General features: G+C 66.7%; 13 protein-coding genes. 1 reads left to right on the top strand and 12 read right to left on the bottom strand.

Annotated elements, in window-relative coordinates; genetic code table 11:
- Nucleotides 1-28 precede the first annotated feature (28 nt).
- From araH to VSR34_RS03575, 10 genes are all read right to left on the bottom strand, one after another.
- Nucleotides 29-1045, bottom strand: coding sequence for an L-arabinose ABC transporter permease AraH (gene araH, locus VSR34_RS03530; protein WP_028230054.1), 1017 nt, complete (start codon nucleotides 1043-1045; stop codon nucleotides 29-31).
- Between the two features lie 23 nt (nucleotides 1046-1068).
- Nucleotides 1069-2580 (bottom strand): L-arabinose ABC transporter ATP-binding protein AraG, encoded by a 1512-nt coding sequence (araG, locus tag VSR34_RS03535; RefSeq protein WP_028230053.1) that lies wholly within the window; start codon nucleotides 2578-2580, stop codon nucleotides 1069-1071.
- Between the two features lie 124 nt (nucleotides 2581-2704).
- Complete coding sequence (locus tag VSR34_RS03540) at nucleotides 2705-3706, bottom strand: arabinose ABC transporter substrate-binding protein (RefSeq protein ID WP_342961870.1); 1002 nt, start codon at nucleotides 3704-3706, stop codon at nucleotides 2705-2707.
- 143 nt (nucleotides 3707-3849) lie between these two features.
- The gene (locus tag VSR34_RS03545) at nucleotides 3850-4641 is read right to left on the bottom strand and encodes an SDR family oxidoreductase (RefSeq protein WP_342961871.1); all 792 of its coding nucleotides are present in this window, start codon (nucleotides 4639-4641) and stop codon (nucleotides 3850-3852) included.
- Complete coding sequence (locus VSR34_RS03550) at nucleotides 4638-5327, bottom strand: 2-dehydro-3-deoxy-6-phosphogalactonate aldolase (RefSeq protein WP_028209377.1); 690 nt, start codon at nucleotides 5325-5327, stop codon at nucleotides 4638-4640. Before VSR34_RS03550 ends, VSR34_RS03545 begins: the two co-directional genes overlap by 4 nt.
- 87 nt (nucleotides 5328-5414) lie before the next feature.
- Nucleotides 5415-6437 carry a 2-dehydro-3-deoxygalactonokinase gene (locus VSR34_RS03555; protein ID WP_342961872.1) on the bottom strand — a complete coding sequence of 341 codons (1023 nt, stop codon included), beginning with the start codon at nucleotides 6435-6437 and terminating at the stop codon, nucleotides 5415-5417.
- A complete protein-coding gene (locus tag VSR34_RS03560; RefSeq protein WP_028230050.1) occupies nucleotides 6434-7366 on the bottom strand; it encodes an IclR family transcriptional regulator in 933 nt (310 codons plus the stop codon). Before VSR34_RS03560 ends, VSR34_RS03555 begins: the two co-directional genes overlap by 4 nt.
- A gap of 470 nt (nucleotides 7367-7836) precedes the next feature.
- The gene (locus tag VSR34_RS03565) at nucleotides 7837-8226 is read right to left on the bottom strand and encodes a Rid family hydrolase (protein WP_342961873.1); all 390 of its coding nucleotides are present in this window, start codon (nucleotides 8224-8226) and stop codon (nucleotides 7837-7839) included.
- An 88-nt stretch (nucleotides 8227-8314) separates the two neighbouring features.
- Nucleotides 8315-9796, bottom strand: a complete 1482-nt coding sequence (locus VSR34_RS03570) for a D-aminoacylase (RefSeq protein WP_342961874.1) — start codon at nucleotides 9794-9796, stop codon at nucleotides 8315-8317.
- Nucleotides 9797-9818: 22 nt separating this feature from the next.
- The gene (locus VSR34_RS03575) at nucleotides 9819-10733 is read right to left on the bottom strand and encodes a MurR/RpiR family transcriptional regulator (protein WP_342961875.1); all 915 of its coding nucleotides are present in this window, start codon (nucleotides 10731-10733) and stop codon (nucleotides 9819-9821) included.
- 127 nt (nucleotides 10734-10860) lie between these two features.
- On the opposite strand from VSR34_RS03575, the gene VSR34_RS03580 reads away from it, so the two are divergent.
- Complete coding sequence (locus VSR34_RS03580; RefSeq protein ID WP_342961876.1) at nucleotides 10861-12141, top strand: amino acid deaminase; 1281 nt, start codon at nucleotides 10861-10863, stop codon at nucleotides 12139-12141.
- A 97-nt stretch (nucleotides 12142-12238) separates the two neighbouring features.
- On the opposite strand, the gene VSR34_RS03585 is transcribed toward VSR34_RS03580, so the two are convergent.
- Both VSR34_RS03585 and VSR34_RS03590 read right to left on the bottom strand, forming a co-directional pair.
- On the bottom strand, nucleotides 12239-12724 hold the full coding sequence (locus VSR34_RS03585) for a MarR family transcriptional regulator (RefSeq protein ID WP_028209371.1): 486 nt from the start codon (nucleotides 12722-12724) through the stop codon (nucleotides 12239-12241).
- Between the two features lie 65 nt (nucleotides 12725-12789).
- Complete coding sequence (locus VSR34_RS03590; protein WP_342961877.1) at nucleotides 12790-14385, bottom strand: MDR family MFS transporter; 1596 nt, start codon at nucleotides 14383-14385, stop codon at nucleotides 12790-12792.
- Between the last annotated feature and the right edge of the window lie 34 nt (nucleotides 14386-14419).

Raw genomic sequence — 14419 nt, forward strand, 5'->3', positions numbered from 1 at the left:
GCTCCTGATGGATCGCTCAGTGGGTTGTTCAATCGCGCGCGCCGCGGTTCTTCAGCTGGTCGAGCAGCACTGCCGCGAGCAGGATCGCGCCGCGCACGAGGTACTGATAGAACGCGTCGATATTGAGCAGGTTCATCACGTTCTCGACCGTGCCCATGATCAGCACGCCGATCACGACGCCCGAGATCGTCGCACGGCCGCCCAGCAGCGACACGCCGCCGAGCACGCACGCCGAGATCACGTTCAGCTCGAAGCCTTCGGCCGCATTCGGCTGGCCCGAGGTGATGCGCGAGGCGAGGATCACACCCGCGAGCGCCGTCACCGCGCCCTGGATCAGGAAGATCCACACGCGTGTGCGCTCGACCTTGATGCCGGCAAGCCGCGACGCTTCCGGATTGCCGCCGATCGCGAGCGTATTGCGCCCGTACACCGTCTGATTGAGCATCACGCCGAACACGATGAAGCAGACGAGCGTGACCCAGATCGGCAGTTGCACGCCGAACAGCGACGCCGTGCCCATGGCGATGAACGTGTCCGACGACACACCCACGGCCTGGCCGTGCGAGGCGATGAAGCCGAGGCCGCGCACGATCTCCATCGTGGCGAGCGTGGTGATCAGCGCATTGATGCGCAGATACGCGATCACCGCGCCGTTCACGAAGCCGATCGCGGCGCCCGCCGCAACGGCCGCGACGATGGCGATGAACGTGTTGTTCGTGGCGTTGAGCACCATCGCGCAGAGCACGCCCGCGAATGCGACCGTCGAGCCCACGGAAAGATCGAAGTCGCGCGAGGCGAGACAGAACATCATCGTGCAGGCCACCATGCCGATCTGCGAGACCGACAGCGCGAGGCCGAGCATGTTGTCGATCGAGAAGAAGTGATCGACCGTGAGCGACATCACGATGAACATGACCACGAAGATCACGATGAGGCTGTACTCGGTGATCTGCTGCCACCACTTCTGCTTGTCGGTGGGACTCGGAATCAGCGCGTCGGCGACGCTCTTGGCAGTTTCCGCCGCCAGGTTTTCTCTTGCTTGCATTTCAGTCACTCCTCCCCATCCACTCATGCGGCTCTCGCTTGCGCGCGCCTGGGCAGCGCAAGCTCGAGCACCGCGTGTTCGCTCGCCGCGCTGCGCGGCAACTCGCCCGAAATACGGCCTTCGCGCATCACCACGATGCGATCCGACACGCCGAGCACTTCCGGCAATTCCGACGACACCATCACGATCGCGCAGCCGCGCGCGGCGAGCTGGTAGATCACGTTGTAGATTTCATGCTTCGCGCCGACGTCGATGCCGCGCGTCGGCTCGTCGAGAATCACGACCTTCAGGTCGGGCTCGGCGAGCCAGCGCGAAAGAATCGCTTTCTGCTGGTTGCCGCCCGAAAGAAAGCGGATCTTCTGGCGGCGGCTCGGCGTCTTGATCTTCAGGAGCTTGATGAAGCGGTCCGCCGTTTCGGCTTCCTTCTTGCGGTCGAGGAACATGCCCGCGCGCAGGAAGTGGCGGCGGCAACTGATGTTGATGTTCTCCGAGACCGTTGCCATCGCAACGATACCCTGCTCCTTGCGGTCCTCCGGGCACAGCACGATGCCGTGGCGGATCGCGTCGCTCGCGCTCTTCACGCGTATGGTCTTGCCGTCCAGCTCGATCTCGCCCGCGCGCCGCTTGTGCGTGCCGTAAATCAGCTGCATCAGCTCGCTGCGCCCCGCGCCCACGAGGCCGAAAAAGCCGACGATCTCGCCCGACTTCACCTCGAAGCTGGCCGCCTCGTTGAGCGGATGCCCTTCCACGCCACGCACGGCGAAGCGCACATTGCCATGCTCGCGCGGCGAATAGTTGTAGATGTCGCTGATCTCGCGACCGACCATCTCGGCCACGAGCGTTTCGCGCCTCACCTCTGCAAGCTTCTCGTGCGACGCCACCTTGCGGCCGTCGCGGAAGATCGTGCAGGCGTTGCACAGCTCGTAGATCTCGTCCATGCGGTGCGAGATGTAGATGAGCGCGCGATTGTCGGCGCGCAGCTCCCGCACGAGGTTGAACAGCACCTCGGTCTCGCGGTGCGAAAGCGAGCTGGTGGGCTCGTCGAGCGCGATCACGCGCGCGTTGCGCAAGAGCGCCTTGCAGATTTCCACCATCTGGCGCTGCGCGATGGAGAGCTTGCGCAGCTTCGCGGCCGGATCGAGGTCCACGCCCATCGCCGCGAGACGCTCGCGCACGAACTTGCGCGCTTCGCCGCGCTTCACCCAGCCGAGCGAATTGGGCAGCGCGCCGAGCAGCAGGTTTTCGGCGACCGTGAGATCGGGCACGTACTGCAATTCCTGGTGAATCACTGCGATGCCCGCGCCGATCGAAGCCGCCGCATCGGAGAAGTGCACCTCGTTGCCGTCCATCAGGATGCGGCCGGAATCGGGCTGATACTCGCCGCCGAGGATCTTGAGCAGCGTCGACTTGCCCGCGCCGTTCTCGCCCATGAGGCCGTGCACCTCGCCCGCGTTCACTTCGAACGACACGCCGTCGAGCGCACGCACGCCCGGGAACACCTTGCCGATATTGTCAAAACGCAGTGTCGCTGACACTTCGGTTTCCTCTCATTCGATACGCTGCGGGTACGGTCTTCAGGTCATCTCAGGCCATCTCAGGTCATGAAACCTGGGGACCGTCCCGCGGCGGGAAACACCTCAAACCCCTTCCATCAAGCCTTTACTTCGAGGCGAGACCCATCTGCTGACGCACGTTCTCCACGTTGTCGCGCGTCGCCAGCATGCCCGTCGTGAGCGTGAGCAGCGGCGGTTCCTTGCCTTGCGTGATCCACGTGTACATCAGATCCGAAGTTTCCTCGCCGTGACGCTTCGGGCTGATGATGACGGTGCCGTAAAAGCCCGTCGGCTGCGGCTTCTTGAACTCGTTGAGCGCCGAGTCCGAACCGCCGATGCCGATGCCGATCATGTTGTCGGCCTTGAAGCCGCGGCCTTCCGCTGCGCGCACGGCGCCGAGCACGGCTTCGTCGTTCAGTCCGTAGGCCACCCAGTGCTTGTACTGCGGGTTCTTCGTGAGTGCGATGTTGGCGGCGTTGAACGCGTTTTCCGTGTCGGTCTTCGCTTGCGGCGCGGCGATGATGTTCGCCTTCGGGAAGCCAGCGGCCACGAGCGCGTCGGTCGCGCCGGTCGTGCGGTCATGCGCCGTCGGCAGCTGCTCATAGGTCACGTCGATCGCGCCGACGTCCTTCATGTCCCAGCCGCGCTTCTTGATTTCGGCGGCAATGCCGTCACCCACCTGCTTGCCGATGTTGTACGCCGAGATGCCCATGTGCGGCACCGACTCGATCGGCTTGCCGGCGCCGTCCACGAGGCGGTCGTCCACCGTCATCATCTTGAGCTTGTCGGCCTTGGCCTTCGCAACGATGCCCGGTCCGAGCTTCACGTCAGGCGTGCAGATGATGAAACCCTGCGCCTTCTGGGCAGCGAGGTTGTCGATTGCGCTCATCACCTTCTCGCCCGAGGGTGCGCCGATTTTCACCAGCGTGAAACCCTTTTCCTTCGCGGCCATTTCCGCGAACTTCCATTCGTCCTGGAACCACGGCTCTTCGGGCTGCTTCACGAGAAAGCCGATCTTCACCTGGTCGGCGGCCTGCGCGAGGGGCGCTTGCGCGAACACGGCGGTAGCAGCGGCAGCCACCAGCGTCAGAAAGATGCGTCGTTGCATGTTGTCAGTCTCCTGTCTTCTTCAGTCACGGGAAGGGTTTCCGGCCGCCTCTTCTTTTTCCCGTCGAAGCGCGCGGCCAGCGCCTCGGCGGTTTCCTGCGCATTCGTGATCCTTCGTGCTACGAACTACTTTTTACCGTCGATTCAGTCGTGATACAACGCCGTGCGTCCGCCATCGATCGTGATACAGCTCGCGTTGATGAACGGCGCTTCGTCCGAGGCGAGAAACACGGCCGTCATGGCGACTTCCTCGGGGCGGCCGATGCGCTTCATCGGCGGCAGATCGAGCGTGGCCTTGCGCGCCGCCTCAGGGTCGGGCTGTGCGTTCCACCAGTCGTGCGTGAGCTGCGTTTCGATATATCCCGGCGCAATCGCGTTCACCCGCACGTTCTTCGGCGCGTACTCGATGCCGAGCGCGCGCGTGAGCCCGATCACGCCATGCTTGGCGACGGGATACGGAAAGCAGCCGGGAATGATCTGGAACGCGTGCGTGGAGGCGATGTTGATGATGCTGCCCGCGCGCCGTTCGACCATGCCCGGCAGCACGGCGCGACAGCCGTTCCACACGCCGTCCAGATCGACGGCGAAGCAGCGGCGCCAGTCTTCGTCGGTCATCGTGAGCGGGTCCGCGAACACGTTGATGCCGGCGTTGTTCACGAGCACATCCACGGGGCCGAACGCGCGTTGCGCCGCTTCGACTGCGGCGCGCACCGAAGTGGGCTCCGAGGCGGGCTGCGTCACGTCGGTTTGCACGGCGAGCGTTCGCGCGCCTTCGAACGCGCCGGCGATCTCGCGCGCCGTGGCAACGGCCGTCGCGCCGTCCAGCTCGGCGAGCACGACAGCCGCGCCTTCGGCCGCGAACGCACGCGCAATCGCCGCGCCGATGCCGCGACCGGCGCCGGTCACCAGTGCGACCTTGCCCGCGAGACGATTCACTTCTGCGCTCCGTGCATGGCCAGCTGCGTGACCCGCCAGCCTTCGATGAAGGCCAGCGCGTTCGCACGCGTGGCGGCCGCATCCTGGCCCGGCTTGTAGAGCGCCGAACCAAGGCCGAAGCCGCTCGCGCCCGCGGCCAGCTGCGGCCCCATGTTGTCGGGCTTCACGCCGCCCACGGGCAAGAGCGGCACCACCGGCGGAATCACGGCGCGCCATGCCTTCGTCACGGCCGGGCCGAGCTGCTCGGCGGGAAACATCTTGAGCGCGTCCGCGCCGTGCTCGAGCGCAGCGAACGCCTCGGTCGGCGTGGCGACGCCCGGCACGCACGCGAGGCCCTGGAGCTTCGCGGCGAGGATCACGTCGATGTCGGCGTGCGGCATCACGATCACTTCGCCGCCCGCCTCCCTCACGTCGCGCACGCGAGCGGTCGTGAGCACGGTGCCCGCGCCGATCATCGCGTCTTCGGGCAGCGCTTCGCGCATCGCCGCGATGCTGTCGAGCGGCTGCGGCGAGTTCAGCGGCACCTCGATGATCCGAAAGCCGGCTTCATAAAGCGCGCGGCCATGCTCGGCGGCTTCGGCGGGTTTGATGCCGCGCACGATCGCGATCATCGGGCAGGCGCCGAACGCGGCGACGAAGCCCGCATGCGGCGTGTACGGGGCGGGCAGATTCAGTTCGGGTTCCATATCGGCTTCCTGTTGCCTTTTCGTCTCGGGTTCGCTGCGGCTCGTTCGAATCCGCTGGTTCAGTCCGGCTGTCGTCGCCTGGACGCACTAGCGCGGCGCGACGAGCCCCGCCTGCACGGCGATGCGCCACAGTCCATGCTCGGTCGCTTGCCGCACGAGGTGCGCGCCGGCGCAGCCGAACGCACCAAGCGCGAGGCGGTAGCGTTCGCACAGCGCTTCGGCGCCGATGAGCCTCGGCGCACAGCCGGCGAGCGCCACGTCGCGCCGCGCGAGCGCCGCTTCGAGGCCGGCGAGTTCGTGTCCGATCACGAGGCCCGAGAGATAGTCGGGCTGCTCGTCGGCGGCAAGCTGCGCCGTGAGGCCGAGCGTGCGCGTGCTGAACGCCGTGGCGAGCAGACCGACGCAGCCCTGCTCGCGCGCCACGTTGACACCGCGCAGGAACGCGGCGGTGTCGGGCGTGGCCGGATGCTTCATCGTGCGCCCGAGGATCGTATGCGCGCACAGCGCGGCGTAGACCTCGCCCGTCATGAAGGTGTAGAAGCGCGCAATGCGCTCGCCCTCGACCACGACCCACTTCGCGTGGGTGCCTGGGAGTCCGATCAACGACGTTTGCTGCGTCTCGTCGCCCGATTCGCCCAGCGCGCCGAAAATCTGCGTTTCCTCGCCGCGCATCACGTTGGGCAGCGCGCCCGGCTCCAGCACGCCGGGCACCACGGCCACTTCGGCGCCGCTCGCTGCACGCACGCGCACGATGCCCGCCACCAGCGCCTGCGCGCTAGCGGGCGTTTCGACGTAGGGCGCCTGCACCCAGCCCTGGGCACTGCCCACCATGCCCGCCGCCAGCACGGGCAGCGAGGGCGCCTCGCTGAGCCACACGCCGCACGCTTCGTCGAAGGCGGCGTCGAAGCCGCCTTCTTCGGCGGGCACGGGCAGATTCATGATGCCCGCCGTCGAAACGCGTGTAGCAATCACCTTGCCCGCTGCATCGAACAGATACGCGCGCAGCGAAGTCGTCCCCCAGTCGAGCGCGATCAGCGCGGCTTCGCGCGCGATGGCGCCGTCACGGACGTCGATGGCGGCGCCGGTCGCGTGCTTCTCGCGCGCTTTCATCGACGAATCCTGCGGGTCGTGGGCTGCGGCGCACGCCAGCCCAGTTCAAGCGAGATCGCGCGGGCCTCACGCTGTACCACGGGGATCAGTTCGTCCATGCGTTCCAGCGGCATGTAGGGAATCGTGCTCGCCACCGAAAGCGCCGCCACGATCGCCCCCGAGGCGTCGCGCACGGGCGCCGCCACGCAGCGGATCGAAATTTCGTTCTCCTCCAGATCGAACGTGTAGCCGCCCGCCGAGTATGTCGCCATGCGCTTGATGAACGTTTCCGGTTCGAGGCTGTGATCGGGACGGAAGCTCACGCCCGCGAGCGTGCGGCGCGACGCATCGAAGAGTTCGCGCCACGTTTGCGGCGACAGGTCGAGCATCATCGCCTTGCCGATGCCCGTGGACGCGAGCGGCATGCGATGCCCGACGCGCGAACGCATCTCCAGGCCGCGCTGGCCGGGAATCTTGTCGATGTAGAGCACGTCGTCGCCGTCGCGCACGCCGAGATGGATCGTGTCGAGCGTTTCGTCGGCGAGCGCCTGCAGATGCGTGCGCGCAACGGCCGTGAGCGGCATCTGCTCCAGCGCGATCGTACCGAGTTCGATGAGCTTCGGACCAAGCAGATAGCCGCCCTGCACCTGGCGCAGGTAACGCGCTTGCACGAGGCTCGAAACGAGGCGATGCGTGGTGCTACGCGTCGTGCCGAGCACCGCGCCGAAGGAGCGCAGATCGCGCACGCCCGCAGCGGCCGCTTCGAGAATCGCGAGCCCGCGCAGCAGCGTCTGCGTGCCGGCCTGCTGCATCGAGCCGTCGAGCAGCGTGCTCGCGAGGCCGATTTCATCGGCGGCGCGCGGCGCTTTCGGCTGGGCTTGCGTGGAGGTTGCCGGTGCGGCCTCGTCCGGGAGGTCTGCGGCGAGCGTGGAAGACATCGCTTTGTTCATGGCGAGGGCGATGAAGGAGACGATTGGAGGAGGCGCGTGCCGTCAAGCGGCGCGCGAACCTTGCTTCGGGAGACGGACGGGCGCCTGAGCGCCCGGGGCACATCGGACATGGAGCGGCGGGCGGCGCGTGGTCGCGCATTGCGCTGGCTTGAGCATGGCGAACGTCTCCTTTGCGGTCCGGTTCGCTGCGCATCTTGTGCGTGCGCCGGATTTATCTGGGTCTGCTGACGTGTGTGCCGCGCAACGTGTCAGAGCGGCGTGTCGTATGGGTTGGATTGTAGGCAGGTTTTTTCGAGTCCTCCAATATGTGATTGGGTCGCTCATATATTGGGAAATTGAGCTGCCAGTTCAGAACGCGGGCGTCAAACGAGGGACATACCGCTCGCTTCAGCCCTCGGCGGCAAAAAAAAAGCTGCCGGATCACTTCCGGCAGCCGTTTCCTGCACTCGAGGCACAACTGCGCCGTGCCCTTACTTCGCGGCGGGCGCCTTGTAGGCCACGCAGTCGATCTCCACCTTGCAGTCCACCACCATGCTCGACTGCACACAGGCACGTGCGGGCGGATGCTCGCCGAAGTACTCGCGGAACACCTTGTTGAACGAAGTGAAATCGCGAGCGTCGTCGAGCCACACGCCACAGCGAACCACGTGCTCCGCGCCGTAACCGGCTTCCTTCAGGATGGCGAAAAGATTCTGGATGGCCTTGTGCGACTGCTCGACAATGCCGCCGTTGATCACCTCGCCGCCTTCCATCGGCGTCTGGCCCGATACATACAGCCAGCCATCGGCTTGCACGGCACGCGCGAACGGCAGATGCTGGCCGCCCTGGCCCTTGCCGCCTTCGGCTCCAATTCGTTTCATCGTTTGCTCCTTTGAGATCGTGCGGCGCGCGCGGCTCTTTGGCACGCGTGCGCCGAGTGTCGAAATTCGACGGATTGATTAGTGATGCCTAGAAGGCGCTCGCCTCGACCTGCGCCTCGCGCTTGCCGCGCGCGACGAAGTGGCCCGCGCGCTCGCCCGTGGGCTGGCCGTCGCGGTATGACAGCACGCCGTTCACCCACACCGCGTCGATGCCTTCGGCTACTTGCTGCGGCTGATCGAAGGTCGCCGCGTCGCGCACGCGTTCGGGGTCGAACAGCACGAGGTCGGCATGCCAGCCCACATGCACCTCGCCGCGTTGCGAGAGACCGAAGCGCCGCGCGGAAAGGCCCGTCATCTTGCGCACCGCCTCTTCGAGCGGCAGCAGGGCGGCGTCGCGCGCGTAGTGTCCGAGCACGCGCGGAAACGCACCCCACAGACGCGGGTGCGGCAGCGGGTCGTTCGGCAGCCCGTCGGAGCCGACCATCGTGGCCGGATGCGCAAGAATGCAGCGCACGTCCTCTTCGGACATGTTGTGATAGACCGCGCCCGCCGGCTGCAGGCGCTTCGCCGCCTCCTGCTGCGAGACGCCCCACCCGGCCGCGATGTCCTTGATGAGCTTGCCCGCCTGCTCGGGATGCGGCTCGGACCAGGTGATGGTGATGTCGATGTCGCCCGTCACCTGTTTGAGGTCGAGCGTCGAAGAACTGCGGCTGTACGGATAGCAGTCGCAGCCCACCGGCTGGTACTTGCGCGCGGCTTCGAGCGATGCGAGCACCTCCGCGCTGCGCCCCCAGTTCGATGGGCCCGCGCACTTCAGATGCGAAATCACCACGGGCACGCGCGCATGCTTGCCGATGTGATACGCCTCGTTCATCGCTTCGAGAATGGCGTCGAACTCGGTGCGCATGTGCGTCGTGTACACCGCGCCGGCCGCGGCGAGCGGCTCTGCGAGCGAGGCGACCTCTTCGGTCGAAGCCTCGAATGCCGATCCGTATGCAAGCCCAGTGGAAAGGCCGAGCGCGCCGTGCGCGAGCGCGTCCGCGAGCTGTGCGCGCATGGCCGCGATCTCGTCGCCGGTCGCGGCGCGCTTCAGGTCGTTCATGTGATTGTTGCGCAGCGCCGTATGGCCGATCAGCGCGCCCACGTTCACGGCGGGCCGCGCGGCGTTCACCGCGTCGACATACGCGGCGAAGGTCGGATAGCTGAACGCGTCGCGCTCGCCGAGCAGGTTCATCGGGTCGGGCGGGTCGCCCTTGAGCGTGACCGGCGAGGCGCTGATCCCGCAATTGCCGACGACCACCGTCGTCACGCCCTGGCTGATCTTGGGCAGCATCTGCGGCGCGCGGATCACGTGGGTGTCGTCGTGCGTGTGGACGTCGATGAAGCCGGGCGCTAGCGCGCGTCCGTTGGCCTCGATCACTTCTTCGGCGAGCCAGTTCGACAGGTTGCCGATCGCAACGATGCGCCCGTCGCGCAATGCCACGTCGCGTTCGACGGGCGGCGCGCCCGTGCCGTCGTAAAGCATGGCCCCGACGATCAACGTGTCGGCGGCTTCGGGGTGCGAATGCATACGTGTCTCCTCTATGTGGCGCTCAGTCACCGAGCGGCTGGCGTTCGCCGCCGCCGCGATGCGCGTCCAGCGTGTGCTTCATGCGGCGCAACAGTTCCCGGCTCTCGGCGGGTTGCGCGAGCGCCAGCTCGGTCACCAGCACGTCGAGTGCCATCATCATCGCGTAACGTGACGATGATGGCTTGTAGATGAAATCGGTCTCGCTCGCGACGATCGGCACGAGCCAGTCGGCGAGCGCGGCGAGCGGCGAGGCGGGCGCGGTGAGCGCGACGAGCTTCGCGCCGTAGTCGCGCGCGATGCGGCAGGCGTCGAGCAGCTCGGGCACGCGCCCTGTTACGGATAGCGCGACGACCACGCTCTCAGGTGACACCGTGCTCGCCACCATGCGCTGCAGCAGGCTGTCCTGGTAGGACGCCACCGGACGACCGAGGCGCACGAGGCGAAAGCGCATTTCGTCGGCGAGCGCGCTGGACCCGCCGCCCATGCCGAATACGTAGATCATGCGCGCGGCGCCAAGCGCTGCGGCGACCTGCGCCAACGGCGCCTGGCGCAGCAGTTCGTGGTTGCGCGCGAGCGCAGCCTCGATTTCGTCATAGACGCGCGTCGCCAGCGGCTCCGGGGCTGCGTGCGCGGCGCCCGCGCCTTGCGTGGAATCCGGGCCGCCGCGAAGGAAGCGCTCGCCCACCGTGGCCGCCTGGGCAAGCCGCAGCTTCAGTTCGCGCACGTCGTGGCAGCCCACCGCCTTCGCAAAACGCGTGACGGAGGCGACGCTCACGCCCGCGCGCTGCGCCAGCTCGCCGATGCTCGCGCGCGCGGCGCGGGCAAGATCGTCGAGGATGAGCGCGGCCACGTCGCGCTCGGCCGGACGCAGATCCGGCACGCGTTGCGCGATACGCGCGACGATGTCGAAGCGGACCGGATCGGCGGCGGTATTCATCGCAGGGAGTCTGTTAATAAATAACAATTCACGTGGCGATGTTACTTTGTGTACTATCTCCGAGTCAACGCTGGTCGCGTGAGTGCCGGCGCAGCGGAGCCGCATGACGCAAATGGAGCAAAGGGAAATGAAAGTTACAAACTATCAGAGTGCGACGATCGACCCCAACAGCAAAGGCCTCGGCAATGTGCCGGGCGCAAGCGTGCCGCTCGGGGATGCCGGACGCCTCGAATGGAATCTGCTCGAAGAGGACGTGAGCCTGCCGGCGGCGGTGCTCTACGCCGATCGCGTCGAGCACAACCTCAAGTGGATGCAGGACTTCGTCACGCGCTATGGGGTGAAGCTCGCCCCGCACGGCAAGACGACGATGGCGCCGCAGCTCTTTCGCCGCCAGATCGAAACGGGCGCGTGGGGCATCACGCTCGCCACGGCGCACCAGACGCGCGCCGCTTACCGCGGCGGCATCTCGCGCGTGCTGATGGCGAACCAGCTGGTGGGGCGCCGCAACATGGCGATCATCGCGGAACTGCTGAGCGATGCGACCTTCGAGTTCTTCTGCCTCGTCGATTCCGTGGACGGCGTGGAGCAGCTGGGCGAGTTCTTCCGCGCGTCGGGCCGCACGCTGCAGGTGCTGCTCGAACTGGGCGTGCCGCGCGGCCGCACGGGCGTGCGCGACGCCGATACGCGCAACGCCGTGCTCGCCGCCATCGCGCGCTACCCCGACTCGCTCAAGCTGACGGGCGTCGAGATCTATGAGGGCATTCTCAAGGAAGAGAGCGAGGTGCGCACTTTCCTGCGCGACGCGCTGAACGTCACCCAGGAGCTGGCCGCTGCGGGACGCTTCGCGCGCGCGCCCGCGCTGCTGTCGGGCGCCGGATCGGCCTGGTACGACATCGTCGCGGAGGAGTTCGCGCCGGCCACGCAGGCGGGCACGATCGACGTGGTGCTGCGCCCCGGGTGCTATGTGACGCACGACGTGGGCGTCTACAAGCAGGCCCAGTCACAGATCCTCACGCGCAACCCCGTGGCGCGCGAGATGGGCGTGGCGCTGCTGCCCGCGCTGCAGCTGTGGGCCTATGTGCAGTCGATTCCGGAACCCGGCCGCGCCATCATCGGTTTCGGCAAGCGCGATGCCGCCTTCGATGCGGGTTTTCCGGAGCCGTCGCGCCACTATCGCCCCGCGAACGGCGGCATGCCGCGCGAAGTGGCGGCAAGCGAAGGCTGGGAAGTGTTCCAGATGATGGATCAGCACGCCTACCTCAAGATACCGGCGGGCGCGGACCTCAAGGTCGGCGACATGATCGCCTTCGACATCTCGCACCCCTGCCTCACGTTCGACAAGTGGCGCCAGGTGCTCATGCTCGATGCGAAGTATCGCGTGACGGAAGTGATCGAGACGTTCTTCTGAGCGCGGCGCGCGCCGGCCGTCTCGTGAATGCTGTGCGGCGGCGATGTCGTGAACGTCGCACGCCGCCGCGCGCATCGACGACGCTCAGGCCGCCTGTTCAGCCCGCTTCGGGTTCGGCTTCCTGAGGCTGTGCGGGCGCGACGGCAACGGTCGCCGCAGTCGCCGCCTCGCCGAGGCGCTCCTCCATCATCTTCAATGCGCCCGATAGCGCCGCGAGCGCGTCGTCGGGCAGCGACATCGTCATGTTCAGGAACGCGTTGCGGCGCGGCAGCCCTTCTTCGATGACTGCGCGGCCCGCCGCGCTCAGGGTCACGTTGGTGATGCGGTTATCGCGCTCGTCGGCACGGCGTGCGATCCAGCCGAGCGACTCCAGCGCCTTCAATTGCCGCGTGAGCGCGCCCGGATCCACGCGCAGCCGCTCGACGAGCCGCTTTTGCGACGACTCGCCGTTCTGGTCATAAAGCGCGAGCAGGATGCGCCAGCGCGGCAGCGGATGCCCGACCTGCGCCTCGAACGCCGACATGAACGCGCGATAGGTCCGTCCAAACTGCTGCACGATGGCGATGCGATCCTGAATTTCCATGTTTTGTTTTCCTGCAGGCCTCATTGCCGCCTTCATGACCCGTATCTGCCGCGCGCCGGAGCGACTCAATCCGCGTGAATCACGGGCTCCATCTTGCGATGCAGCTTGACCGGCGGCACGCGCCGGGTTTGCCAGACCGCCACCACAGCGATCACAGCCGCCACGGCAATGCCCAGATGAATCGCCCCCACCAGCGCCTCGCGGGCGGCTTCGAGCAGCGGCGCGCCATTATGCCCGGCGTGCGTGAGATCGGCGATGAGCGCAGCCTGCGCGTCGCGGTTGATGAGGATCTGCGGATCGGCAAGCTGCGGCAGCCAGTGCGTGGCGTGATCGGCCTCGAGCGCGCGCTGCACACCGCTCGCATAACGCTGCGTGACCATCGTCCCGGTCAGCGCCGTGCCGATCATGCCGCCGATCATCCGCAGTGACTGCAGGAGCGCCGTGGCGATGCCCAGGTGTTCGCGCCCGGCGGTCTGCTGCGCGAACACGGTGAGATTGGGCATGACGAAGCCAAGGCCGATGCCCGCCGTGATCATGAGCGCCATTAGCAGGCCCCGTGGAGTCCCGCGCGTGGCGATCGCAACGGCGAAGCATGCCGCCGCGAGCATCGCGAAGCCGATGTAGAGCATCAGGTTCGGATTGCGGATGCGCGAGACGATGCGCCCGTTCGCGATGCTCCCGATCGTGATGAACACGACGAGCGGCGTGATGACGACGCCCGCTTCCTTCGGCGTCATGCCGAAGCCGCCCTGGAACAGCAGCGGTGCGTAAAAGAGCAGCGAGAACATCGTGAAGCCGCCCAGCACGGCGAGCGTGAAGAGCGCGTTCAGGCTCGCGTTGCGGAACATGTCGACGGGCAGGATGGCCTGCGGGAAGCGCCGCTCCCATTGCCAGAGCGCCCAGCCAGCCGCGAGCGCGAGCGCGAGCAGGCCGATGGCCGAGGCGCTCAGGCCATGCCCCGGCAAACGCTCGACGAAGAGCTGCAAGCTGCCCAGCGACACCGCAATGAGCAGCGCGCCGGGCCAGTCGAGCCGCATGCGCGCCTCGTGCGCGACGTGGCGCAGATGCGGCAGATACTTCCAGACAAAAAACAGCGACAGCATGCCGACGGGCAGATTCACATAGAACACCGAGCGCCAGCCGCAGTACTGCGTGAGAAAGCCGCCGAGCGAAGGCCCGACCGCGTTGGCGATGCCGAACGCGGAACTCATCAGCACCTGCCAGCGCAGGCGCACTACGGAATCGGGAAAGAGATCGGGAATGCAGGCGAACGCCGTGCCGACCAGCATGCCGCCACCAATGCCTTGCAGCCCGCGCGCGATCACGAGGAACAGCATGCTGTGGGCCGCGCCACACAGCACGGAAGCGCCCGTGAAGACGACGATCGACGCGATCACGAAGGGCTTGCGGCCGTAATAGTCGCCGAGCCGCCCGAAAATGGGGACGGTGATGACGGACGTGAGCAGATAGGACGTGGCGACCCACGCATACAGCTCGAAGCCGCGCAGTTCGGAGACGATGGTCGGCAGCGCGGTGCCCACGACGGTCTGGTCGAGCGCGACGAGCATCGTCACGAATGAGATACCGAGCATCGCGAGGAGCGATTCCCGGAACGGCAGAACCTGCCCGCTCGAGTGGTGGGCGGCGGTATGAACGGCCATTTTTGATCCAGCAACGGTTGACGCGTCAAAGATT

This window comes from Paraburkholderia sp. JHI2823, from assembly GCF_038900695.1.
GTDB lineage: Bacteria > Pseudomonadota > Gammaproteobacteria > Burkholderiales > Burkholderiaceae > Paraburkholderia > Paraburkholderia mimosarum.